At 56.6% G+C, this 24,217-nt stretch carries 25 protein-coding genes; 12 read left to right on the top strand and 13 right to left on the bottom strand.

Annotated elements, in window-relative coordinates; all coding sequences use genetic code 11:
• Positions 1-165: 165 nt before the first annotated feature.
• Complete coding sequence (locus tag QMX91_RS01540; protein ID WP_282412142.1) at positions 166-624, bottom strand: hypothetical protein; 459 nt, start codon at positions 622-624, stop codon at positions 166-168.
• A gap of 32 nt (positions 625-656) precedes the next feature.
• Positions 657-1,025, bottom strand: coding sequence for an antibiotic biosynthesis monooxygenase family protein (locus QMX91_RS01545; RefSeq protein ID WP_282412143.1), 369 nt, complete (start codon positions 1,023-1,025; stop codon positions 657-659).
• 97 nt (positions 1,026-1,122) lie between these two features.
• On the opposite strand from QMX91_RS01545, the gene QMX91_RS01550 reads away from it, so the two are divergent.
• The 4 genes from QMX91_RS01550 (at position 1,123) to QMX91_RS01565 (ending at position 4,390) form a co-directional block, all read left to right on the top strand.
• Complete coding sequence (locus QMX91_RS01550; RefSeq protein WP_282412144.1) at positions 1,123-1,587, top strand: MarR family winged helix-turn-helix transcriptional regulator; 465 nt, start codon at positions 1,123-1,125, stop codon at positions 1,585-1,587.
• A 465-nt stretch (positions 1,588-2,052) separates the two neighbouring features.
• A complete protein-coding gene (locus QMX91_RS01555; protein WP_092305927.1) occupies positions 2,053-3,219 on the top strand; it encodes a restriction endonuclease in 1,167 nt (388 codons plus the stop codon).
• Between the two features lie 132 nt (positions 3,220-3,351).
• Positions 3,352-4,005, top strand: coding sequence for a hypothetical protein (locus tag QMX91_RS01560; RefSeq protein ID WP_282412145.1), 654 nt, complete (start codon positions 3,352-3,354; stop codon positions 4,003-4,005).
• A 124-nt stretch (positions 4,006-4,129) separates the two neighbouring features.
• Positions 4,130-4,390 carry a hypothetical protein gene (locus QMX91_RS01565; RefSeq protein ID WP_282412146.1) on the top strand — a complete coding sequence of 87 codons (261 nt, stop codon included), beginning with the start codon at positions 4,130-4,132 and terminating at the stop codon, positions 4,388-4,390.
• A gap of 221 nt (positions 4,391-4,611) precedes the next feature.
• Here QMX91_RS01565 and QMX91_RS01570 read toward each other — a convergent pair whose 3' ends face one another.
• The 4 genes from QMX91_RS01570 to QMX91_RS01585 all read right to left on the bottom strand — a co-directional run bounded on the left by QMX91_RS01570 (position 4,612) and on the right by QMX91_RS01585 (position 7,232).
• Positions 4,612-5,049: a hypothetical protein gene (locus QMX91_RS01570; RefSeq protein WP_282412147.1), complete on the bottom strand. Its 438-nt coding sequence runs from the start codon at positions 5,047-5,049 to the stop codon at positions 4,612-4,614.
• 138 nt (positions 5,050-5,187) lie between these two features.
• On the bottom strand, positions 5,188-5,832 hold the full coding sequence (locus QMX91_RS01575; RefSeq protein ID WP_282412148.1) for a hypothetical protein: 645 nt from the start codon (positions 5,830-5,832) through the stop codon (positions 5,188-5,190).
• Entirely contained in the window at positions 5,795-6,052 is a 258-nt protein-coding gene (locus tag QMX91_RS01580; protein WP_282412149.1) for a hypothetical protein, read from the bottom strand. The genes QMX91_RS01575 and QMX91_RS01580 overlap by 38 nt, the downstream gene beginning before the upstream one ends.
• Positions 6,053-6,314: 262 nt before the next feature.
• Positions 6,315-7,232 carry a LysR family transcriptional regulator gene (locus QMX91_RS01585; RefSeq protein WP_282412150.1) on the bottom strand — a complete coding sequence of 306 codons (918 nt, stop codon included), beginning with the start codon at positions 7,230-7,232 and terminating at the stop codon, positions 6,315-6,317.
• Positions 7,233-7,411: 179 nt separating this feature from the next.
• Here QMX91_RS01585 and QMX91_RS01590 point away from each other — a divergent pair, with 179 nt between their 5' ends.
• Positions 7,412-8,059: a hydrolase gene (locus tag QMX91_RS01590; RefSeq protein WP_098964047.1), complete on the top strand. Its 648-nt coding sequence runs from the start codon at positions 7,412-7,414 to the stop codon at positions 8,057-8,059.
• A 190-nt stretch (positions 8,060-8,249) separates the two neighbouring features.
• Here QMX91_RS01590 and QMX91_RS01595 read toward each other — a convergent pair whose 3' ends face one another.
• Positions 8,250-9,560 (bottom strand): glycosyltransferase family 39 protein, encoded by a 1,311-nt coding sequence (locus tag QMX91_RS01595; RefSeq protein ID WP_282412151.1) that lies wholly within the window; start codon positions 9,558-9,560, stop codon positions 8,250-8,252.
• Positions 9,561-10,078: 518 nt separating this feature from the next.
• The gene (locus tag QMX91_RS01600) at positions 10,079-10,969 is read right to left on the bottom strand and encodes an AraC family transcriptional regulator (protein WP_282412152.1); all 891 of its coding nucleotides are present in this window, start codon (positions 10,967-10,969) and stop codon (positions 10,079-10,081) included.
• 143 nt (positions 10,970-11,112) lie between these two features.
• On the opposite strand from QMX91_RS01600, the gene QMX91_RS01605 reads away from it, so the two are divergent.
• Positions 11,113-12,186: an aldo/keto reductase gene (locus QMX91_RS01605; RefSeq protein ID WP_282412153.1), complete on the top strand. Its 1,074-nt coding sequence runs from the start codon at positions 11,113-11,115 to the stop codon at positions 12,184-12,186.
• A 42-nt stretch (positions 12,187-12,228) separates the two neighbouring features.
• Positions 12,229-12,747, top strand: coding sequence for a nuclear transport factor 2 family protein (locus QMX91_RS01610; RefSeq protein WP_282412154.1), 519 nt, complete (start codon positions 12,229-12,231; stop codon positions 12,745-12,747).
• Positions 12,748-12,937: 190 nt separating this feature from the next.
• On the opposite strand, the gene QMX91_RS01615 is transcribed toward QMX91_RS01610, so the two are convergent.
• Complete coding sequence (locus tag QMX91_RS01615; RefSeq protein WP_134786416.1) at positions 12,938-13,852, bottom strand: LysR family transcriptional regulator; 915 nt, start codon at positions 13,850-13,852, stop codon at positions 12,938-12,940.
• A 109-nt stretch (positions 13,853-13,961) separates the two neighbouring features.
• On the opposite strand from QMX91_RS01615, the gene QMX91_RS01620 reads away from it, so the two are divergent.
• Both QMX91_RS01620 and QMX91_RS01625 read left to right on the top strand, forming a co-directional pair.
• Positions 13,962-14,774, top strand: coding sequence for a phytanoyl-CoA dioxygenase family protein (locus tag QMX91_RS01620; RefSeq protein WP_134786415.1), 813 nt, complete (start codon positions 13,962-13,964; stop codon positions 14,772-14,774).
• 86 nt (positions 14,775-14,860) lie between these two features.
• Positions 14,861-15,829: an ABC transporter substrate-binding protein gene (locus QMX91_RS01625; protein WP_086791533.1), complete on the top strand. Its 969-nt coding sequence runs from the start codon at positions 14,861-14,863 to the stop codon at positions 15,827-15,829.
• 29 nt (positions 15,830-15,858) lie between these two features.
• Here the strand turns inward: QMX91_RS01625 and QMX91_RS01630 are convergent, their stop codons facing one another.
• The 3 genes from QMX91_RS01630 to QMX91_RS01640 all read right to left on the bottom strand — a co-directional run bounded on the left by QMX91_RS01630 (position 15,859) and on the right by QMX91_RS01640 (position 19,864).
• Positions 15,859-18,480 (bottom strand): EAL domain-containing protein, encoded by a 2,622-nt coding sequence (locus QMX91_RS01630; protein ID WP_282412155.1) that lies wholly within the window; start codon positions 18,478-18,480, stop codon positions 15,859-15,861.
• 138 nt (positions 18,481-18,618) lie between these two features.
• Positions 18,619-19,359, bottom strand: coding sequence for an anti-sigma factor (locus QMX91_RS01635; protein ID WP_134786413.1), 741 nt, complete (start codon positions 19,357-19,359; stop codon positions 18,619-18,621).
• Positions 19,352-19,864: a sigma-70 family RNA polymerase sigma factor gene (locus QMX91_RS01640; RefSeq protein ID WP_134786412.1), complete on the bottom strand. Its 513-nt coding sequence runs from the start codon at positions 19,862-19,864 to the stop codon at positions 19,352-19,354. The genes QMX91_RS01635 and QMX91_RS01640 overlap by 8 nt, the downstream gene beginning before the upstream one ends.
• Before the next feature lie 153 nt (positions 19,865-20,017).
• Here QMX91_RS01640 and QMX91_RS01645 point away from each other — a divergent pair, with 153 nt between their 5' ends.
• Positions 20,018-20,986 carry a metallophosphoesterase gene (locus tag QMX91_RS01645; RefSeq protein WP_134786411.1) on the top strand — a complete coding sequence of 323 codons (969 nt, stop codon included), beginning with the start codon at positions 20,018-20,020 and terminating at the stop codon, positions 20,984-20,986.
• A 14-nt stretch (positions 20,987-21,000) separates the two neighbouring features.
• Positions 21,001-21,309 (top strand): plastocyanin/azurin family copper-binding protein, encoded by a 309-nt coding sequence (locus QMX91_RS01650; RefSeq protein WP_098964039.1) that lies wholly within the window; start codon positions 21,001-21,003, stop codon positions 21,307-21,309.
• 7 nt (positions 21,310-21,316) lie between these two features.
• Here QMX91_RS01650 and QMX91_RS01655 read toward each other — a convergent pair whose 3' ends face one another.
• Entirely contained in the window at positions 21,317-22,078 is a 762-nt protein-coding gene (locus QMX91_RS01655) for a hypothetical protein (RefSeq protein WP_134786410.1), read from the bottom strand.
• A gap of 235 nt (positions 22,079-22,313) precedes the next feature.
• Between QMX91_RS01655 and QMX91_RS01660 the strand changes: the two genes are divergently transcribed.
• Positions 22,314-24,173 carry an ABC transporter ATP-binding protein gene (locus tag QMX91_RS01660; RefSeq protein ID WP_134786409.1) on the top strand — a complete coding sequence of 620 codons (1,860 nt, stop codon included), beginning with the start codon at positions 22,314-22,316 and terminating at the stop codon, positions 24,171-24,173.
• Positions 24,174-24,217 lie beyond the last annotated feature (44 nt).

Genomic DNA, 24,217 nt, shown 5'->3' on the forward strand with positions numbered 1-24,217 from the left:
AGACATCAGTCATTATTTGATGCATCGCTACAACTGGATACGGCCTCATCAATTTAATGGCGGGCTAACGCCGGCTCAGGCCGAGAAAAAACTTAACGTCGTGTCCGGGATTAGTTGACCACTACAGACCCAGCTTTCCAAGACAGACGGAAGCAAGTATTCAGCTTAGTGTCTGTGAGGTGCAACCCGCAGCAGTCGGCCGCTGAGGCGCAGGCCGTCATGCATATTCAGCCCCATTAATGCGAGATTGGTGGCCCCTGCGATCAGTTCGATTACCTGTACGAAGTAAAAACGCGTATCGAAGCTTCCCGCCGACGCCCATTGGTTGAGCACAATGGCGCACGGCATCAGAACCAACAGGCCATTGGCGGCAATGAATGGCATGCGTTTCTTCTTCAAAGCGACCAGTCGTCCTTGTCGTTTTCGACTCATTAACACCCCACTTGCACCGGTCGCAATCATTGCCGGCACCAATATCCAAAGCCCGGGACTCACGATCAGGTGCTTGAGTGAGGCTATCGAGTGTCGGGATCCGATGAGCTCGACAAAAATGGTCGACAGAAAGAAGGTGGCGATGCACAGCAGTGCCAGCGTGCTGGAGACTAAATGTAATCGTCTTAGCATTTATCTAATACCGTCAGACAGTTGGTTAATACTCAGGCCGTGCAGATATTCGACACAGCTACTTTGGTGAACAGATGTGGCATGGCCAAGGCACTTGAGGGATATCGCGCCAACGCGTTGGTGAACTCTGGATGATTGAAAGCCTCGCGAAACCGCTCTACCGATTCCCATACGGCGTAATTCAAGAACATGTTGCTGCCACCGATGGCCTGATGGAGCTGTGTGGAGATGAAGCCGGCACGTTGTTTCATCCAGTTGGCATCCAGCTCCCATGCGCAAAGGAGATCAGGTACATCGTCTGTGTCGACAGTGAAGAGGTTGATCAATACCACTGGAGCTTCGCTGCACTGCAGCTGTTGAGTGATGGGGACGATCGGATCAAGGGGGCGGATAGAAAGCATGGCGACCTCTAACTTGTAATCATGATGACAGTTTGGGTTTCACGCTCCAAACCTACTGCGATTGACATCATGGTGTCAACGTGGAAGGATTCGCGCCATGAAAAAGACAAAGTACACCCCCGCAGGAAGTGCCACGAGCGATCTGGTTCTTGAGATCTTTCGAGCAAGTGCGCGTCTGCTTACTGCAGGCGATCGACTCGTCGCAGAGCTAGGTCTGACAAGCGCCCGCTGGCAACTACTGGGTACGATCGTGTACGCCGAACGAGCACAACCGGTTTCATGGATTGCTCGCGACATGGGGGCGAATCGGCAAAACGTTCAGCGGATCGTCAACGATCTGGTGAAGGATGGACTGCTGGAGTTTCAGCCGAACCCACACCACCGCAGGGCGCAGTTGGTTGTCTTGACTGAAGCTGGAAGAGAAGCATTCGATCTGGCGATGAAGCTTCAGATGCCCTGGGTTAATGAGCTGGCGGAAGGGTTGGACATCGATGCTATCCAGACTACCCATCAGGTTCTGAACCACCTGCGCAATAGGCTTGAGGAAGACCAGGCCGAATGACCCGGCCAGCGTCAGCATCATCCAGCTCGTCAAAAGCTCAGGCAACAAAAGACCGGGTCAGCTTGTAAACGGTGGTTCATGGACGTCCGCTTCTGGCCGAAAGCGGCCGCTCAAAAAAAAAGAGTGAGACCACTCTTGATCCACCCGTTTAACCGCTTCAAAAAAACCTGTTTAAAGGCGCTCGCGTTTGTTGATGTTTCGTATGAAGAGATGGGGAGGGCGTGATCGGGTTTCGAAAGGGGGCACGTGGAGCGGTGTATTTTCTGGAAATAAACTCGTCCCCATTTCTGCTCAGGAACGCGGGCTCGTCAAATAGTCACATAGACGGGAGGATGGCACTGGGCTATCGTCGGTTCGCCTATTGCGGTATTTCTTCTGCGTAGTGTCTTCCACGAGCCAGTGCGAGCTAATGATTGCAGCGACGCTCGAAGGGCACCGGAAAAATCTATCTAGGAACCGACATCGATGATTTACCAATGCAACGGATGCAATAAGACGACATTTGAAACCGCGTGCCCATGGTGCAACAGCTCACAGGTCTCTCCCTCGGCTGAATTGCGCGTTCAGCATCTTACTCCCCTTGATCCTTCTTTCTATCCCGATTTTCAGTACCAATCCAAAGGACTCATCAAGGATTTTCTGGGGAAAAAGAAAGAACAGGCGCAGTTGAACGATCTGCTCAACAACGTTTTGAGAAAGTATGCGCAACTCAAGCAGCCGTACTTTACGAACTTTATACATACCACTCGTGAGACTGCTTCTGGTAGCTCTGATGTTGGCGTGCCCGGCCCCAGGTTCGATGGGGTGTACACCGAACGCGAGCTGTTTCGTGAGGTTCTTATTCGCAAGGGGTTTGATGAGCTTGAGGGGCAACCTTCGCTTTTGGACAAATTGCTTCTGACCACTGCGTTCAACTCTGTCTATCTCGGCTTTTCCAGAGAACTCAGCCGGCACATCAAAACGGATCTGACAGAGACTCTCCGCTCCTGGATCGAGGAGGCAGGGACAACCTTTCGATCCGACCTCGCTCTGTTTTACTACTATCTCTGGGAAAACGACGTTTCGTACCCAAGCATTCAATTTACCCCTCAGGCAGGAACGACGGCCAGTGTTCCATTACTACCACTAGCCGAATTCCGTAAGGGTCTCGGTTGGTGTGAAAGCATCTACTTCCACATTCTGGTGGAGCGCCTTGGGAGTCAGCTCGAGCACTTCAATCCGAATCGATTCATCACGATGTATCTCGTGGATGCTATGGACGGCTTTCAGTTTGAGGCATTCCTGGTCGAGATTTTCCAAACTATCGGGTTTGACGTGAAGGAAACAAAAAAGACTGCTGATCAGGGCGCCGATCTTTTTGTCAGTCGGTTCGGCAAAAACATGGTAATCCAGGCCAAAAATTACACGGGCTCTGTTGGGAATGCCGCAGTGCAGCAAGCAATCTCTGCCAAAGCGTTCTATGCGTGTGACGAGGCTATGGTGGTTACCAATTCCTACTACACAAAGTCCGCGAAAGAGTTGGCCGGTACTGCTGGAGTGCGATTAGTCGATCGTGAGGGCTTGCAGAATTACCTTGATGATTACAACCAGAAGCTCATTGAGGTGTTTCAAGCAGAGGCTGAGGAAAGTTAGCTAAGGATGGGCCATTGATCTGACCTATTCCCAAGAGGGGAATAGATTTGTCCCAATTAATGGCCCATTATTGTTCCTTCCCCGTTATTGCCCTTTAATCAAAAGTTAGCCACTGCAGTCGAGACTTCGCAGATGATCAAAGAAAGCCCTCTGGGAAAACTAATTGCTAGTCTTCAGGAGAATATTTCTGAGGGGCGCTTGGACAAAGCCGCAATTGAGAAAGCAACGAAAGAACTAGCGAAGCTTGGGTATCAATACGACGAAGATGTTTTCCCCCGACTCGTAGGTACGGAAAATTTCTCGAACAATAGTTCGGATTCTCCACAAGACCTTGCAGAGGCTCTTTTGTGGAAGCTAGGGAAATGGAAGGCATACAAGAAGTTCTGTGCGAACTATGCCACAGAGCAGCCAGTATCAACAAATACCGATGTGGTGTTCTATGCCTTTGCAATGCATCTGAAAGATAAGATAAATCCGATTTATGACCAGCACGCAATCAGGTCGCTTTGGGCGATCTTCGGAAAATTAACTGCCGACGAGAGGCAGAAGTGTAAGTCGCTACTTTTCGATACGAAAAACAAATGGAAGCAGTCTGGTACAGGAAAGAGTGCAGTTGATTGCTACTCAATTTTCGTGAAACACGTTAATTACCTCGTTTTGGCTAGCGGGGGAGCAAGCAAGTCTGAGCTTGACCGCTTGCTCATGCCCCTAGGTCAGGCAATCAAGAAGTCTACGAAAACGTATATTGAATTTGAAGCTCTTTGTGGTTGGTCTCGTAGTGGGTGACAATTTGCTGCAGGCGCGACGGTCCTGAAGGGGCGCGGCCTTTTTGCAGATGTTAGTGCCCCCTTTTGAGTCTTAACCAAACTTTATGTACCAATTTAAAAATTTTGTAGAGCCAGGAGAAGAAATGTCCTTTTACATGATTACCTATGGGCATGCACAGATTGAAGAGCTTTATATTGGTGAACCCGAAGATGCTGCAGTATCAAATGCCAGAGGCTTAATCGATCAGTGGCCAGAATATGCAGCACTGACAGATGAAGAAATTATAGAGCTCGCTAAAAACGGCGATGCCGAATTTGATTTGGTTGAGATACATGCACCCTGGCCTGGCACTAGTCACAGCCAAGAGCAGTTGGTCGCCATATATGAGCAACAGCAAGGCTAGGCGTATTGTTACATAACAGTCCGCTCAAATCGTTCGCCTCGCTCACTGAGACGGGCTTTAATCCATCCCTTTTTTCACTGGGCTACTCGACTGAGCCTCGCATCAGTATGGGGAAAAAGATCGAGTCGAATATCGCGATTTCAAGCGAATAGGTTCGGAGAATGTCCGCTTTTGGCCGATTGTTGCCTGTCGCGACAGGTTCAAAACGACCGTAGTTGTCATTAAATCGAGGTAACTAAGCGGGTTTCGAGGCCTACACTTGCAGGGTATAGTGCATTAATCAATACGACGGCATCGTCGCCTTGGTTAAGGTAGATCAACGAGTCACCGGTCTCGAATGTAACTCTGAATCCCGCCAGCCAAAGCTCTTGGCCGTTGAAAGAGTCAAGCATTCCCTCAACGGCGCAAATTTTTGTATTCTCAAGGTGGGTGGCTGATAGATCTGCAAGCAAGTTTTCCCTCCTCCAGGAGCAGGTCACGTTCGGCTCTATCTCGAATGAAGCCGGTGTATCAGAAGGCAAAAAGTCCGCGCCTACTCTCTCACCATCACTCAAGAGATACATGGATAGAACTTCTCCCTCGCCAAAACGCCACTCTAGAGAACCTATGTCTCCCAGATCTTTCTCGTCGTTGAAATAGTACTGGTCGTGCAGCAGCATGCTCAGCCGCTTTCCCAGAAGCGAACGTGCGTTTTGCAGATCTAAGACTGCTCTTGTAGGGGATGGCGAGTGTCGGCTAGACATCGTGCACCTCATATAGGTGGGAAGAGACGAAAACAAGATTTTATTGTGGTAGGTTTAATTATAGATAAAAGTATAGCTCATAATGTAGCTACCTATTCTATTCGTGCGGGCACTCACCCATACGAGCTGCATTCCATGTTGTATATTTTTATCCAAATCCATTTTGTTCGTGCAAAGCTCAATCCAGCGGCTTGTACTTTGATCTTCGATCCATAGACCTGCCTCGCAACGACCAAACTTGCCCCTGGAAGGGCCGGTATATCTCAGCTCATATGAAGATTTATAACTAATAATTTTGCCAGGTAAAAGATAGGCCGCGGTGTCGTAACCATTCAGAGATAGAATAAACCCTAAGCAGAACCATCCAGTAAAATAGTTTAGAGCCTGTGTTGCTGTCTTGCGTTCAGGCCGCTTGTAGAGTGTTCGAATTGCAGCGGTAACCCCAGTAATGGAGCCGATCAGCAAGTATGTACTCCACTCGGGGATTTCAGGCATCAAAACTGTTCTTGCTGAAATTTTAGAAGCCCAGCCTACATAATAAAGCCATGCGCCAAAAAGCAAAAATACTACCACTGTTAGAATTATTTTTTTTGATTTGCTTTCTGGTGAACTAGGTTCCATAAGCAGCTCTTGGGGGGCAGTAATGGTCGGAGGAAAAAGTTTAAGTGGTGACGTCAGCGGCGGGAGGAAGAAACTCATAAGTCAACCCTGCCTCATAAAACACCGTTCGCCACTCTAGAAAGCCCGGACGGTATTCACACAGAAGACGAACGATCTGCCCATCTTCTCCGATATAGACTTCTTCCACCAAAGCGATATCTCCTGGCGCTGCCTCGCGAGAGTTAATCCAATCAGTTAAAACTATTTTTGCGTGGTCAGCGCTGATTAGTTTTATGAGATCGCCTTTAGACAGTGCCATGTCCCTTCGCCTGGATTTTTACTGATAACAAGTGCATGAGCCTATCGGCTTTTTAAGGCAAAGTCCTTTCTTTTAGTGCGAAGGCGATATCACAACGGGATCGTGGCGAACGCGATGATGCACGCTCGGGTGGGAATTATCGAGTCGCGATGAGTGGCAACTTCCGTTAAGAAGCGGACACCCGCGAGTGACCGCTTTCCCATAGCGGCCCTGCGCGAACGGCGGATAAAGAGGAAGTCTGTCGCTCTCGCTTAGCCCAACCTCACACCAGCGCATCATCCTGATGTGACAGCGGCTGCACCGCCAGGTGTGGCGTTTCGCCGAAGAACTCGATCAGCAGTTCAGTGAGCACACGAATTTTGCGCGCAGGGTGCGGACCCGACGGGCGGATGATGTAGGCACCGGCCGGAGGGGGAGGATGGTTTGTCATGATCGGCACCAATGCGCCGGATGCCACGTGTTCATGGGTGAGGCAATCGGGCAGGTAGGCGACACCCAGGCCTGCGGTCGCGGCGGCGACCAGGGCGATGCCGTTGTCGGCCTTGAAGCGGCCTTGCGGACGAACCGTGATGACTTTGTCGCCATCCATGAATTGCCAGGCTTCGGTGCCCTGCATGAGCGCCTGATGGGCAATCAGTTCATCCGGCGTCTGGGGTTCTCCATGCGCGTTGATGTAGGCGGGGCTCGCGACGAGCTTGGTGTAGACCGGGCCAATCCGTCTGGCGATCAGATTGGAGTCCTGCATATAGCCCACCCGGATGGCGCAATCGTACCCCTCGGCAATGAGGTCAACGAAGCGATCGCTGTAACAGGTCTGGATGTGCAGCTGCGGATGCCGACGCGCCATTTCTGCCAGCATCGGGGCGAAGTGACTCTGGCCGAACGACAGCGGCACGGCCACGCGCAAGCGGCCGCGGAGGGCGCCGGCGGGCAGGATCGTTTCCTTGGCGATGTCGATCTCGGTGCAAACCCTGGCGGCGTAGTCCCGGAACGTCGCACCGGCCTCGGTAAGCGCCGCCCCGCGCGTGGAGCGTGCCAGCAATTGCACACCCAATTCGGTTTCAAGCCGAGCCAGGCGGCGGCTGACGATCGATTTCGACACGCCAAGACGCAGGGCAGCCTGCGAAATGCCCCCGGCATCAGCCACTTCCACGAAGGTCTGCAGTTCTTCGATGTCCACGCTTGCGTTCCTCTTTTCGCGACACAGCACGTCGCGCAATGCTACTACTGCGTCAAACATGGGAACAGCACAATGGATTTTCCGGGCATGGCGTCATTCGCACGTGTCTCGGAATCCATCACCCGCACAGGCTCCGGCCTGATTCACAAACGTGCGTCACCCATGAAAAGGATTTGCCAATGGCAAGCGAGACTCTCCGCAACCCCCATACCGATCAGCTACTGACCCCGGAAAACTCGGTGTTGATCATCATCGATTATCAGCCGGTTCAGGTTTCTTCGATCCGCTCGATGCCGCGTGATGAACTCGTCTTCAACATAACCAGCGTCGCGAAGGCGGCGGTCAACTACAACCTTCCGATCATCCACTCGACAGTCAATGTCGCGACCGGCCGCAACAAGCCGCCGATTCAGGAGCTGCAACAGGTGCTCGGCCATCTGCCGACCTATGACCGCACATCGATCAACAGTTGGGAGGACACGCAATTCAAGCAGGCAGTCAAGGCGCTCGGGCGCAAAAAGCTGATCATGACTGCACTCTGGACCGAAGCGTGCCTGACATTCCCGGTGCTCGACGCGATCCAGGAAGGTTATGACGTTTATGTGCCGGTCGATGCGGTCGGCGGCACATCGCTCGCCGCGCACGAGGCGGCGTTGCGCAGAATGGAACAGGCGGGCGCGAAGCTCATCAGCCGGGTGCAAATGTACTGCGAACTACAGCGCGACTGGGCGCGAGAAGTGACCGTGCCGGGCTTTCTGGGCGTATTCGAGAACTTCGACGGGTTCAACGCTGAAAAAGCGCTGGAAGAGGCGAACAAGAAGGCCTGATTAGCGGGCAGGGGATGAAGGTGTCGCTCGCGAAAGCGGGCGCCACCTTTATTTTCTTACTGCTGCAAACGACTGCTTTTGTGCAGACCCTGCCGCCGATTCAGTACCTTGGATGCGTCATGACCCTGTCAGATATCAACATGTGGATACTGGACAGTCGTGTCGCTAACTCATGTCTCAGGAAGAGGCTTCACCAAAACCAATACGGCAAAAACTTCGGCGTGGGTTCGATCATGAGTTCCAGGTGGTAGGTGATCGGGTTGAAGAAAAACATATCCAGTATCAGAAATGCCGCTACGCCAAACGACAGCGTCATGAACTCGCGATAGGGATGCTCGGCGAAGTACTGGTGTTTGCCATGGTAGAAGCTCAGCAGCGCAGACAATCCCAAGACTACGCCCAGGTAGTTGGGCAGTAACGGAACATCGGCGAAGTTGTTGTAGACCAGCACCGCCACCAGCATCCCCAACCCAAGCAGAGGCAACTTCAGGCAGAAATTCATCAGGCTGTTTTTGGCGCGGACCAAGGCGGCTTCCTTGCTGACGAAAAGGTAGGCGGCCAGCAGCGAAATGGCCGGGGTGATTGCGAGGATGTAGCGCGCTTTCTTCGAGCTGGGAATAGTGAACAGCACCAGCAGCACCAACAGCCACCCGGTCAGATACAGCAGCAGGTCGATGTCTTTATCGCGGGTCGAGCGGAAGAACAGTTTGTACTTCTTGAGAATTACATTAATGGCGTAAAACACCGTGATGCCGTAGGTCAACAAGCCTGCGGAGAAGTAGAAGTAATAGCGTGGCGCGTGGTCGGAACCGAAGCGTCCGATGCCCTGCATGTTCAGCACTTCCTCAAGGAACGCTTGCCCGCCTTGCAAGTAGGCCGCCCATGCCAGCAGCGCAACGCCAAGAGTCAGAATCACGCCCGAGAGCAATGAATACAGCAGCAACATGCGCCACTGCCGACTCAGCAAGTAATAAGCGCCAATGACACTCGCGGGCCCGATCAAGCCAATTGGCCCACGAAAGGCGAAACCCAGCGCCAGGCCGAGGTACAGAAACACCAGGCGCTGTGGGGCCTTTTTCATTTCGGCCGAATAGGCAAAGTAGAAGCACATCACCGTTAACAGCGCCGGATAGATATCCAGTGCCAGTGAGTTGACGCCGTCAAGAAAAGCCCAGGTGAGCAGGCTGAAAAGAACGCCATACGCGCCCCATTTCTTGCTGTGCAACGCGCCCAGCCGATAAATGAATACCAGCATCAGCGAAGCGGCCACGCAGGACGGAAGACCCATGGAAAGAATGGACACCCGGCCGAACGGCAAGGAAACCAGATAGACCAACAGGGTATTGAGAACCGTATAGTCGGGATAAGGCTTGAGGTCGTCGGCAATCGGGAACAGTGTGATGCCGTGCAGCAACATGTACTCGGCAAAGTCGACAAAACGTGTTGTGTAGTTGAGGACAGCGGGTTTGTACTGCAACGCCATGAACACGGCCAGCGTCATGAAAAAAATGCTCAGGCATGGATTTCTTGTAATCAGTCCTTTCAACAACACTGCCCGCCAAGTGCGCTCTACAACAAGCGGGGCCTCATATCGATCCATCGGTAACCCTTTAGTGAAGATGTTCTTTTTTACCGCAGTCCTGAAAGCCCGGTAAGCCGTAAGTGAAGTTGTGTATTTCGGAAAATTGAATTTGAGCCTAGCCCACGGCATGGACTATTCAAGCATGACGTGCCTAAACACTCCCTGAACAAGACTAATCAAAGTCGACAAAAAACATTATTAACGAGGCGCGTCGAGCCGGGCTTTCTACGTATTTCGTGCTCGGCAATATTGGCGGTAGGTAGAAAAGGTTTGATGTGAGTTGATCCCTGTTTAATCTTGAAAGTAACAGCGGACTCCATCTGTGCCAGTCAGTAGGCAATGGGGTCGAAGCTCACTTTTTGATTGTTCGGGAACATAACTATTCCACCCAGACTACCGCGTCCAGGGTGAAAGCACTTTTGCGCCTGGCAAATTAGCTAGTCCATGGCTCCGCTGCGCAAGCGCCCGGCATCTCGGGCAGGAGGCAGGCCAAACATTCGCGCGTAGTCACGGCTGAATTGGGACGGACTCTCGTAGCCCACGCGGTAACCGGCACTCGCCGCATCCAGTGCTTCGGCCACCATCAGGCGCCGGGCTTCCTGCAGCCGAAGCAGACAGCGAAATTCGATCGGACTCATCGACGTCACCGCTTTGAAATGAGCATGAAAGGTGGAGCGGCTCATGCCTGCGATGTCGGCAATATCGTCAATGCGCAACGGTTCCTGATAATGGGCACGAAGCCAAGTAATCGCTTTGGCGATCTGGCCGAGGCGGCTGTCGGCCTTGGCCATTTGCCACAGCATGCCATTGCCACGGAGGGTGAGCAGGCGATAGAGCACCTCACGTACCACCAGCGGAGCCAGTTCGGCTGCGTCTTGCGGCGTGTCCAGTAAGCCAGCCAGCCTGGTCACCGCGTCGAGTAGCTCCGGCGTGCTGCCATTGAGTTCGATGCCGGTCGACACCACGGCCTTCTCGTGGCTGGTCGGAGGATTGCGCAAGGCCAGTTCGCTTAGCACCGTCATGTCCAGATCGAGCACCAGGCATAAATAGGGTTCTGCCTCGCTGGCTTCGATCACCGAACCCATCACCGGAATATCCACCGAGGCCACCAGGTAGTTGGCCGCGTCGTAAACGTAGGCCGTGCTGCCCACCAACACTTGCTTGCGGCCTTGCACGATGTAGCAGAGCGTCGGCTCATAAACCACGGGCATGGGCACTGTCGGGGTATCAGAACGCACCAGAGTAACGCCTGCCAGTGGCGTCGGGTGAAAGCCATTTGACGGTGCATGACGGCTGATGAGGTCGATCAGCTTGTGCCGCGGATTCATGGCGTTTCCCAAAACGTTCTACTACGGAACGCAAAATGGTTCGGAGGATGATGCAAGGATGCTGGACGATACTGATACGTGCAAGTCGCGATCTCCACGCAAAATCTCCCTACAGAAAAACCTGTGTTTCGTAAGGAGTTCCTATGTCTACTCGTTCAGCACTCGATCACTACCGTCTGCTCGGCCGCTCCGGCATTCGTGTTTCCCCGCTCGCATTGGGCACGATGACCTTCGGATCTGACTGGGGGTGGGGGACGGACGCCGCCGGCGCCCGGCAAATTTTCGACGCCTATGTCGAGGCGGGTGGAAACTTTATCGACACCGCGGTCAATTACACGAACGGGGCTTCCGAGCGCATTCTTGGCCAATTGATGAAGGGCCGGCGCGAGCGCCTGGTTATTTCAACCAAGTACACCATGGCCCGTAATCCCGGTGATCCCAACTCAGGCGGCAATCAGCGCCTGAACCTGATGCGTTCGGTGGAAACCAGCCTTCGTCAACTGGACACTGATCGCATTGACCTGTTGTACCTGCATGCATGGGACTTCACCACGGGTGCGGAAGAAGTGATGCGCGGCCTGGATGACCTCGTGCGCAGCGGCAAGGTGGTGTATCTGGGCATCTGTAACACGCCCGCGTGGAAGGTGGCGCAAATGCAAACGCTTGCCGAGCTGCGCGGTTGGTCGCCCCTCGTGGCACTGCAAATCGAATACAGCCTGGTGGAGCGCACGGTGGAGCACGAGCTGCTGCCAATGGCGCGAGAAATGGGGCTGGGCGTAATGCCGTGGTCTCCGCTGGGCGGCGGTGTTCTGACCGGCAAATACGGGCGTGACGACCTGAGCAACAGTAACGAAGCCGGCATAGCGGCAAATCGCAAGGGCGTGATCAGCTCATCGGGCCGCTTGACCGAGCGTTCGTTGCAAATCGCCAGTGTGGTGGTTGATATCGCTGGGGAGATCGGCGCGAAGCCGTCCCAGGTAGCGCTTGCGTGGACATTGCAAAACCCGGCCGTGGTGGCGCCCATTATCGGCGCGCGAACATTGGCGCAAGCCGAGGACAACTTGAAAGCACTGAGCATCGAGCTGGATCAATCGCATATCGCCCGCCTGGATCAGGCAAGCGCGCCGGAGCTGATTTTTCCAGGCCGGTTTGTGGCCAAGCCGATGGTTCAGCAATTGGTATTTGGCGGCATCAAGCTGCAGGGGCGAGCGGGCTAAGTGCCGCAAGCAGGAACACTATCGATAGCAGGAGCAAATACCATGGCCAGAATCCGTTTCGCCAATCTCACCTACAAGCTTGTCTTCTGTGCTTTGCTTGCCTGTTTTGCGCCGTGCGCCTCGGCCAATCTCGAGCAAGGACAGGGGGCGGTGGTCGCAAGCAACAAGGCCTTTGTTGCCGCGGCGTTCGACCGTTGGGCGGCTGGTGGGGCTGACTTCTTCAACGATGTTGTGGCCCCCAACGTCGTGTGGACCATTGAGGGATCAGGACCTCACTCCGGCACTTACCGTGGCCGCAACGACTTGATGGAGCGAGCCGTTCGCCCCCTGACCGTCCGCCTCAAGACGCCCATCCGGCCAGTGTCAAGGCAGCTTTGGGCCGATGGTGATTACGTCATCATCCACTGGAAAGGCGAAGCCGTCGCTCACGACGCAAAGCCCTATACCAACAGCTACGTCTGGATCTTCCGCATGGAGCAAGGGCGTGCGACAGAGGTGACGGCGTTCCTCGATCTGTCTGCTTATGGCGATGTGTTACGTCGAATTCCCCCGTCAGAGTAAAGCCAGGCGCCATGGTGAGCAGGTCGTTAATCTGTTCGACTGTGGGGGGCTCTGGTCGACATCATCGAGGAAGGATTTGAGAAGTTTTCCAGCGCGTTCAAGCGCTGGATCGAGTCGAAATTGTTTCAGCGCCAAGGTGGTCCATCTGAGACTTTACGGGCTCCGACTGCCGCTTGAGGCATGGCAAATCTCAGCTTGTGGCAAACGGCTGCCGCTCCTTGAACCACGTCAGCGCCTGTTGTTTGAACGCCTCGGCCGGCGGTGTCAGTGGATAACGCTGGTCGTGGGCGAGCACGATGCGTTGTACCGGCAATGGCTCGCGAATGGGGCGGCAGACCAGTGGCTGGCCGTCGTAACTGTGATCGCCGAAGGGCCGGGTATAGGTCAACGCCACGCCAAATCCGTTGGCCACCAGACTGCGCTGAAACTCGAAACTGTGGGTGTGCTGGACGCTGGCCGGGGCATAGCCATGGAAGTTGAACAAGTCCAGCACGTGCTGCCAGCTGTGGATCTGATCCGTCACCACCAGAGGGCATTCGCTTAGTGCTTGCAGGCAGACCTCGGCCGCACTGGCCAGCGGATGATCGGCCGGCAGCAGGGCGTGTGCGCGCAGCTGACAGAGCTCGACGCATGTGGTGTTGGCCGGCAAGCCCAGATCGTAGGTCAACGCCAACTCCAGCGTGCCCTCGGCCAGACGCTTGCCGAGATATTCGAACTCGCCTTCGCGCATGTCCACCGTGACCTGCGGGTGTTCCTGCTGCAAGCGTCGCAGGATCTGGGGCAGGCAATACGGCGCCAGATCCGCGTAGCAGCCGAGCACCAGTTCTCCGGAAAAATCCGTGCTGTCAGCACCGATGTCGGCGAATGCCCGAGCCTCGCTCAACACGCGCTTGGCCTGAGTCATCAGCGTGCGCCCGAACGGCGTCAGCGAGACCCCAAGGCCTCGTTGACGAACGAACAACGGCTGGCCGAAAAGCTGTTCCAGTTCGGTAATCGCGGTGGAGATCGAGGGCTGTGAAACATGCAGTTCCTCGGCCGCCAGTGTCAGGTTGCCGTGCTTGGCCGCAGCGAGTGCGTAACGCAGTTGTCGCAGGCTGAACTTCATAAGATTTTCTTCGGTGACAGATCAAGACATATTATTTTCTCTTGGCTGAGTGTCATGGAATATTTGCCCTGCGCCTACTTTTATTTCTTGCGTGAGGGAGTTTCAGGTCATGACAGCCAGCGCTTACACCGTTAATGAAAAAGACATCGAAGCCTTCCAGCGCGATGGTGCGGTTTGCCTGCGCGGAGTGTTCTCCGGGTGGATCGACACGATTGCCGCCGGCATCGAGCGCAACCTCGCTGAACCGGGCGTGTATGCGAGCCGCTACGTTGAAAAAGATGACCAGCCGGGCGGATTTTTCGACGACTACTGCAACTGGCAACGGATCCCGGAATTTCGCCACATGGTCGAACAGTCCCCGGCCGCATCGGTCGCCGCTGCGATCATGCGTTCAAACTCGGCACAGTTCTTCCATGATCATGTGCTGGTCAAGGAGCCAGGCGCGCAGAAAGCCACGCCTTGGCATCAGGACATTCCCTATTACTTCGTTGAAGGCAGCCAGAGCGTGAGTTTCTGGATTCCGGTCGACCCGGTTCGCGAGTCGACGTTGCGCCTGCTGGCCGGGTCGCATCGTTGGGAGAAAGGCATCAAACCGGTGCACTGGGCTGATCAGAGTGACTTCTACCGCGATGCCGATGGCTATCGTGAAGCGCCGGATCCGGATTCGGAGGAGGGAATGCAAGTGCTGGAGTGGGAGATGCAGCCGGGCGATGCGGTGCTGTTCGATTTTCGCACCGTGCATGGCGCCCGAGGCAACGCGTCGGCGCAGCGTCGCCGGGTGCTATCGCTGCGCTGGCTCGGCGATGACATGCGCTACTTCGAGCGGCCGGGGCGGACTTCGCCGCCGTATCCGGGGCATGCGATGCAAACCGGTCAACGACTGCGCGAAGACTGGTTTCCGACGATTCATCGGCAAGCCTGAGTTGTGAATTGCTGACAGGTGCCCGTCACGTCGTGATGAGCACCTGCACCGCCGTAATCCTGTTCACTGTGTTGGAGCGTGCGATTGTGAAAAGAACAAACAGCCTGTTGGCCCCCCTGTTTTCCATCGGCCTGTTGGCCGTCAGTGCGTCGAGCCAGGCCGCCGGTTGGTGCGAGTCGGGCAAACCGGTGAAGTTCGCCGGGCTCAATTGGGAAAGTGGCATGTTGCTCACCGAGGTGCTGCAGATCGTGCTCAAGGATGGTTACGGCTGTGCCGTCGACACGCTGCCCGGCAACTCCATCACCATGGAAAGCGCCTTGGGCAGCAACGATATCCAAGTGTTGGCGGAAGAGTGGGTCGGGCGCAGCGAGGTCTGGAACAAGGCCGCCAGCAGCGGCAAGGTCGTGGGTGTCGGTGCGCCGATCATTGGCGCCACCGAAGGCTGGTATGTGCCGCGGTATCTGGTCGAGGGCGATGCCAAACGCAACCTCAAGCCCAAAGCGCCGAACCTGAAAAACATCGCCGATCTGCCGCAGTACGCCGCGCTGTTCAAGGATCCGGAAGAACCGGGCAAGGGCCGTTTCTACAACTGCCCGGCCGGTTGGACCTGCGAACTGGAAAACAGCGAGATGCTCAAGAGCTACGGCCTGCAAGCCAGCTACACCAACTTCCGCCCCGGCACCGGCCCGGCCCTCGATGCGGCGGTGCTGTCGAGCTACAAGCGCGGCGAGCCGATCCTGTTCTACTACTGGTCGCCAACCCCGCTGATGGGTCAGGTTGATCTGATCAAACTGGGCGAGAAACCCGGCGTCGATAAACAGATCAGCATCAAGGTCGGCCTGTCCAGCGTGTTCCATGCGCAGGCACCCGAACTGGTCGGGGTACTGGAAAAGGTCAATCTGCCCATCGATCTACTGAACCAGAACCTGGCCCGCATGACCAACGAGCACATCGACTCGCCGAAACTGGCGAAGATATTCTTCAAGGAACATCCGGAAATCTGGCACACCTGGGTCAGCGATGCAGCGGCGAAAAAGATCGACGCGACGCTTTAGTTCGAATCCGGGCAGGGACGCCCGCTTGGCTAGATGACGCGACCTTTCTTCGACGGCGAATGATCGGCCGGCCCGGTTCTGGCGGTTTGCAACAACCGGGCGAACGCCGTTTTGTCTATTGGTCGACTCATGAAATAACCCTGCACCTCATTGCATTGATCCTTGCCGAGAATCTCCAGTTGCTCCTCGGTTTCCACGCCTTCGGCGGTGACGGTCAGGCCCATGGCTTTGCCCAGGCCGATGATCGCCTGAACCACGGCGCGATCGTTGGCGCCGTTGCTGATCGAGGCGATGAAGCGTTTGTCGATCTTGATCCCGTCGAACGGGTAGGCGCGCAGGTAGCCGAGGGACGAATAGCCGGTGCCGAAGTCGTCCATGTTCAGCCGCACCCCGAGTTGCTTCAGCGCATTCATCGTGGCCAGCGCACCGTCGGTGTCGACGAGCATCACGTTTTCGGTGATTTCCAGTTCCAGGCGACTGGCCGGGAAACGGGTCTGGATCAGTGCTTCGCGCACGTCTTCGACGACATCGCTGAGGGCAAACTGCGCCGGCGACAGATTGACCGAGAGCAGAATGTCTGACGGCCAGCTCAGTGCGGTTTCACAGGCTTCACGCAATACCCAGCGCCCCAGTGCGACGATCAGGTCGGTCTGTTCCGCCAGGCCGATGAACACGTCCGGCCCCAGCAGGCCCTTGGTCGGGTGTTGCCAGCGCACCAGCGCTTCGACTGAGACGATGTGCTTGCCGTCGACGGTGTAGCGCGGCTGGTAATGCAGGATAAATTCGTCGTTTTTCAGCGCACCGCGCAGATCGCTTTCCATTTGCCGGCGGGTCTGGATCTGGTCGTTCATGTGCGCTTCGAAATAGCACCAGGTGTTCTTGCCCTCGGACTTGGCCTGATACAGCGCGATGTCGGCGCAACGGATCAACTCGCTGGGCACGAAGCCCTGACGGCGGCTCAGGGCGATGCCGATACTGGCCCCGACGTGCAATGGGTGATGCTCGAAGACCATCGGTTGATGCAGGCTCTCGACCAGTCGGGTACAAAAGCGGTCGACCTCTTGCCGAGTGTCCATGCCATTGAGCACCACGACAAATTCGTCACCGCCCAGGCGCGCGACGATGTCGAGCTCACGGGTGCATTCGCGCAGGCGACTGGCGACTTCCTGCAACACCGCATCACCGGCCGGATGGCCGAGCGAGTCGTTGATCGGCTTGAAGTTGTCCAGATCGATCACCAGCAACGACAGTGGCGGGGCATGCTCTTTGAGCAGCAGCGCGTCATCCAGATAACGCGACAATTGATTGCGATTGGGCAGGCCGGTCAAGGCGTCGTGCATCGACAGGTGCTGGATCTGCGCATGGGCAGCGACCTCGTCGGTGATGTCACTGGCGGTGCCGCGATAGCCGACCACGCTTTGCTTCTCGATGATCGGCCGCGCTGATAGCCGGCAGTGGCGTTGCTGCCCGGCGTGATCGCGGTAGGTGCAGCGCAGGTCGCTGGCATTGCTGTCTTCGGTGAGTTTTTTCAGCCACAGCTCCAGCGGCGTGGTATCGCAGGACACCAGTTGCCCGATGCCTTGCCCCAGCCACTCGGTTTGCGGGTAACCGGTCACCTCGCTGAAGCGCGCTGAGAGATAGGTCAGGCGCAGCTGATTGTCGACTTCCCAGATCCAGTCCGATGCGGCTTCGGCCACGGCGCGAAAGCGTTCTTCACTGGCTTCCAGCGCGTGGTTGGCCGCCTCCAGCGCCTGATTCGAGGTCTTCAACGTGCTGAAACTCTGATCGACGTAGGTCGACGATCGCACGGCGTGACGCAGGAAATAGGCGGTCAACAGCATCAGCACGGCCAGCACGCTGCCGAGTGTTGGCAGCAATGACCACAACAATTGCTGCCCGGGGCGCTTCAGATCTGCCGTCAAGCTGAAACCGGTACTGTCCAGCGGCACGCGTGGTTGCTCCCCTGTGAGCTGTTCATCCGGCATCAGAGTCAGGTTGTTCAGGCCATAGGCCACGCCAAGCGCTTGCAGTTTGGCCGGTGTCAGCTTGTCGACGAATACCAGCACCGAGGTCTGTTGCGGATCGCCCACCGGACGCTCATCGTTGGGCAGAATGGCCGCCGCCGTGACCAGCGCCGGCCAGCCGTCGAACAGCGAGTAAGTGCTGACAGGCACAGTCAGATCAGACTGGTTTTGCACCTGATCAATCAACGACGCGGCAGGCACCGCGAGCCAGTGCGCGATGTCCGCGTCTTCCTGCTGTCCCTGCACCACGGCGTATTTGGTGCGCTGCCGATCCAGCACGAACACGCCGTCATAACCGTCAGTGGTGAACAGCGTCTTGCCGATGTTCTGCTGGGTGTAGGCCCAGTCGGTATCGACTTGGGTGTGCAGGTGCTCATAGGCGGTGGTCCAGTCAGCGTAACTGGTGATGTAGCTCTTTGAGCTGCTGATGCGGTTTTCCAGGGCGCGGGCCGTGTAGAAACGGTTCTGCTCGACATCCTCGCGATCCAGGCGAGCGGCAATGCCGAGCAGGGTGCCGATAGCGGCAATCACCCCGACGATAAACAGCGTGCCGACCGCAAACGCCAGGCGGCGGGTGATTGCGCTTTGCTGAGGCGGAACCGGCGTGGCAGGAGCGAAACTGTCCATATGCTCGTCCTTGGTAGCTTGGGTTTGCTCATCTGGAACAGCGGCCCGAGCGCAATGTTCAATCTGTTGCTTACGATTGCGCTGCGGCGGATTTCTCAAGCGTAGTGAATGCGCGGGGTTTTTGCCTTTGAGGCCACACTATTGCGCTCTGAGCAACTGCCCCAACGCCTGCAGCTCAGCTTTCTCCACATCCGACACCAGCACGAAACGCATATAACTGGCCTGCCACGACACCACATTGAAGCCGCGCAAGCTTTGGCTTTGCACGGCTTTATCAGCCTCGCTCGTAGGCAAGATGAACACGTTGATGATGTGTTTGCCATGCCCATAGCTCAGGGCAGCGGTGGTCTGGTGTTGCAGGTAATCCAGGCGCCCGCCGAGCAAGGGAAAGCCCTGCGCCGAGTAGTCGGAAACCGGGGGCGAGAAGTCGAGTTTGCCGGTGAACCAGGGCTTGACGGTGTGGCGGTCGGATGACACCACGTCGTTGAGGTGTTCGCCCATCAACGAGCGCACATGGCTGGACACGGCCTCGTCGATCAAGGGTTGCTCGCTGCCCGGAGTGGCGACATACAGCACCATCGCCAGGGCCAGCGCTGCGGCGGAAAAGCCCGGAGCCAGCCATTTTTGCCAGCGCCGGATGCCCCCCGGCGCAGGTGTGTCGGCTGCGAATACGCTGGCCGCCAATGAGGCGGGGGCGGGGTAGTACGGCGCATGGCGCTTCACGCTGACCTTGAGCAACTTCGCTTGATCATGCAGCCGCGCGCACTCGGCGCAGGCGCTCAAGTGCGCTGCCACCTGCGTAGCTGTCGCCGGATCAAGTTCCTGATCCAGATAGCCGTGCAGCTGTGTCTGGCAAACCGTGCAGTCGAGTTCATTCATGATCGTGCAACTTCAGTAGTTCGAGCTTGAGCAGGGCCCGCGCCCGGGCCAACCTGGACATCACGGTGCCGATGGGAATATCGACCACCAGAGCGATGTCCTTGTAGGGCAGGTCTTCGAGTTCCTTGAGCACAATCACCTCGCGAAACGCCGGCGGCAGGGCGCACAGCGCTTGCTGCAGCAGCGCGGCGTTTTCCGTGTGAATGGCCAGCAATTCCGGGGTCTGGCTATGGCTCAGGTGGCCGTCGTCAGTCGCCATGTCGTCATCGATGGCGACCCAATGGCGTCCGGCCGAGGCCTTGAGCCAGGTGTAGCTTTCGTTGCGCACAATGGTCAGAAACCACGCCTTGGCGTTGCCATCGGCGAAACGCTGCAAAAACCGGAAGGCGCGCAGGGCGCTTTCCTGCACGACGTCGCGCGCGGCGCTGTCGTTGCCGGTGAGCCAGCGCGCAAGGTTGTAGGCCGCGTCCAGATGGGGCGCAATCAGTTCCTCAAATCGCTTCATGGTCGGTTCCGCACCGTCACACCCCTATAACCATGCTGCGGCGGGTTTTATTCGCGCCAAAAGATTTATTTTTTGCCGTGGAATAAAGCCTCGCGCGGCCAGGTTTACCTCGTGTCAGCTACCTCACTGTAGTTCGCCCGCGAGGACATACCGATGGACATTCAAGCAAAACATCCGTTGCGTACCGACGGCCCGCTCAACCCGGACCGGCGCACCCTGCTCAAATGCTCGGCGTGGGCCGGGGCAGGAGTCCTCTGGGCCTTGAGCGGCGGGATTCCCAAAGCCTTTGCGCTGGACGAGGCGGGTGACGTCAGCGATCCCAAAGCGCTGGCCAGCAGCTTTCACTTCGTACAGATCAGCGACTCGCACATCGGCTTCAACAAGGAAGCCAATCCGGAGCCGGTGAAGACCTTGCAAGTGGCGATCGACAAGGTCATCGCACTGCCCAAACGGCCGTCACTGATCCTGCACACCGGTGACATCACCCACCTGTCCAAACCTGAGGAATTCGACACCGCCGCACAGCTGCTCAAAGGCCTGCCATCCACCGTGCATTACGTGCCCGGCGAACACGACACCCTCGACGAGGGCGGCGGCAAGCTTTATCTGGAGCGCTACGGCAAGGGCACCAAAGGCAACGGCTGGTACAGCTTCGATGATCACGGCGTGCACTTCATTGGGCTGATCAACGTCTTCAACTTCCAGGCCGGTCACGAAGCCACTCTCGGCGCCGATCAACTGGCCTGGCTGGCGGATGACTTGCGTGCGGTCAGCAGCAGCACGCCCATCGTCGTGTTCACGCACATCCCGCTGTGGACGATTTATCAGCCGTGGGGCTGGGGCACCGAGGATGGCGATCAAGCAATAGCGATGCTGCGCAAGTACGGTTCAGTGACGGTGCTCAACGGGCACATCCATCAGGTGATCCAGAAAGTCGAAGGCAATATCACCTTCCACACCGCCCGTGGCACCGCGTATCCGCAGCCGGCACCGGGTGCTGCACCGTCGCCGGGGCCGATGACGGTGGCGGCCGATCAATTGCGTAATTACCTGGGGATCACCGACGTGCGCGCGACTCAGGGCGATCATCCGCTGGCACTGATTGATTCGACACTGGTGTAACCGAGGGCGAACCGATGAAAACGCGACTGTTGGCGCTGATGGGCCTGTTGCTGGCGATGCCGCTGTGGGCCGCGGAAGTGAAGATCGACATCAAGGAATTCATGTTCGCCCCCAAGGACCTGACCGTGGCCGTCGGCACCAAGGTGACGTGGGTCAATGACGATCAGATTCCGCACACGGTGGCAGAAACCCACAAGGTGTTTCGCTCGGGAGCGCTGGACACCAATGACAGCTTTTCCTGGGTGTTCGATACGCCGGGGGAGTTTGAATATTTTTGTGTTTTGCATCCGCAGATGATTGGGAAGGTGGTGGTGACGCAGTAGACGCTCTTTATCCAGCCGACAAAATCAAACGCCGCTCAGGGGATCTTTGCATAAACAGGATGACGTCGAAGATTCGACCTGGCTCTGTACTGAGTTCAGGATAGTTGCTCTGGAGAATTGCCTCGGTCAGCAGCGCTTTATTGTCGCGCCAGCATTGGCCCAAGGAAAATGGTAGATGGCAAATGCGCTGGCCAGCGGCTCTATAGGCGTTTTTTGGTAGAAGGTACTGTGTGCCGCTGAACCCGGATATTCCTGCACGTTGCAAACCCTTTCTGACCTGGCTGTCAAACGCGGGCATGAATCCAGTGATCAGTAGTAAAGCCTTCATTGGATAAGTGACGTTGGTATTGTTGATGAAGAGCGCATGCGCCAACGCCTCGAGGATACTTAGCAATTCAGTATCAAATTGGTTGAGCGAGCTGAAGGGTGTCTCTCGGATGAAGTTTCGACCGCCCGCAGGGTCTAGATCCAAAGCATCCAGTCCGATGCGGTCGAGGCACACAAGCCTGGAATGCAGCGCCTTGCTGCTCAGCGCTGCAGCGATGTGCTGAGTTGGACGGAGTATCGGAGCCTTGCGCGTACACGCTCCCCAGTTGGCCAATGCGGCGTATAAGGCCTCAGCGAGCTCGCCAGCACGCTCTATTGAAACATCAGCGGCAAGGTACCGACTGGAAATTTTGCGTACGTGAGCAAAATCAGCATGGTAAGAGGCGTTGAACGCATTGATTGCTGATTTGATATCGGTAGTCTGGCCAATCAACTGAAGCATTGTCTTTATCCGGATTGAAGTGAGCTGCGGAGCGAACAGAGCATATCGATACAACTGATAAGGGCAAGTGCCCGGACAGCCTGATCGCCACTCAGGAAGTGCTCAGGTTGTAAACGAATCCAATTGTTCGTTCTCAGCCAGCGCCTTTACTGACGAGCACACACTTTTTCACAAAGACCTCCCGGGATCCAATCGGTGGCAGAATCTCCCTGACTTGAACGTTCAGGAGAACATCATGCTTCGTGTGTTTGAACGAAGACTCGACCCTTTCCCGCCTGACGAGGTGCCACCGCCACCCAACGGTCTGGCTAAATTTCTCTGGGCCTGCACTCGCGGCGCTCGCGGCTACATTCTGGCATTGGCGTTGCTCAGCGCTGCTGTGTCGATCTATGAAGCGTGGCTGTTTTCCTTCCTCGGCCAGGTCGTCGATTTGCTCTCCACGTGGCAGGCCGGCGGCGAAGCGGCGGTGCAGGAGAGCCGTGTGTTGTGGGGCATGGGCATCGTCATGGTCTTGAGTGTCGGGCTGGTGGCGTTGCGCACCATGGTCCAACACCAGATTCTGGCGATTAACCTGCCGCTGCGCCTGCGCTGGGATTTCCATCGGCTGATGCTGCGGCAGAGCCTTTCGTTTTTCTCCGACGAGTTCTCCGGCCGGGTCACGACCAAAGTCATGCAGTCGGCGCTTGCCGTGCGCGACGTGCTGTTCACCATGATCGAGATTCTGCCGGGGATTGGCGTGTACTTCATCGCGATCATTGCCCTGGCTGGCGGTTTTGCGCTGAAGCTGATGTTGCCGTTTCTTGCTTGGGTCGTGCTGTTCGGTCTGGCCATGTGGTACTTCGTGCCGCGCCTGGGCAAGGTCGGCCAGGAGCAGGCCAATGCGCGGTCGATGATGACCGGGCGTATCGCCGACGCGTACACCAACATCACCACCGTGAAGCTGTTTTCCCACTCCAACCGCGAAGCGCACTTTGCGCGGGCGGCGATGGAAGATTTCAAGCAGACCGGTTTTCGCCAGATGCGTCTGGTCAGTCTGTTCGAGATCGTCAATCAGGCCTTGGTGGTGGCATTGATCATGTCCGCCGGCGGCTATGCGCTGTGGCTGTGGCACCAGGGCGACGTCGGCGCCGGTGCGGTGGCGGCGATTACCGCCATGGCGTTGCGGATCAATGGCATGTCGAACTGGATCATGTGGCAAATGACCTCGCTGTTCGAAAGCATCGGCACCGTTCAGGACGGCATGGCGACGCTGACCCAAGGCACCAAAGTGCAAGACGCGCCGGATGCCGGCGTGCTGGTCACTTCTGGCGGCGCGGTGACGTTCGACAAGGTCAAGTTCAACTACGGTGGCGAGCGTCAGGTGCTCGATGGCCTGAGCCTGAGCATTCGTCCCGGTGAAAAAATCGGTCTGGTAGGGCGCTCAGGTGCGGGCAAATCGACGCTGATCAACCTGCTGCTGCGTTTCTATGACGTCGACAGCGGCGAGATTCGTATCGATGGCCAGAACATTGCGCACGTGACCCAGGACAGCCTGCGCAGCGCGATTGGTATGGTCACCCAGGACACTTCGCTGCTGCACCGTTCGATTCGCGACAACATCGCCTACGGCCGGCCCGATGCTACCGACGCACAGATCCGCCGCGCCGCTGCCAATGCGCAGGCTGATGAGTTCATCAGCCAACTCAGCGACCGCCAGGGCCATACCGGCTACGACACTCTGGTAGGTGAACGCGGGATCAAGCTGTCGGGCGGCCAGCGGCAACGGGTGGCGATCGCCCGGGTGATGCTGAAGAACGCGCCGATCCTGCTGCTGGACGAAGCCACCAGTGCACTGGACTCGGAAGTCGAAGTGGCGATTCAGGAAAGCCTCGATGACATGATGCAGGGCAAGACCGTGATCGCGATCGCACATCGACTGTCGACGATTGCAGCGATGGACCGGCTGATTGTCATGGATGACGGACGCATCATCGAGCAGGGCACCCATTCCGAATTGCTGGAGAAGAACGGCGTGTATGCGCGGCTGTGGGCGCATCAGAGTGGCGGGTTTCTGGGTGAAGACAAAGGCGTGGTTGAGGCTTTGGATCAGGCGTAAACGGGCAGGGCACATGGCCGGGGCATCTTGTGGGTTCCCGGCCG

The organism is Pseudomonas sp. PS01299 (genome assembly GCF_029960145.1).
GTDB lineage: Bacteria > Pseudomonadota > Gammaproteobacteria > Pseudomonadales > Pseudomonadaceae > Aquipseudomonas > Aquipseudomonas putida_A.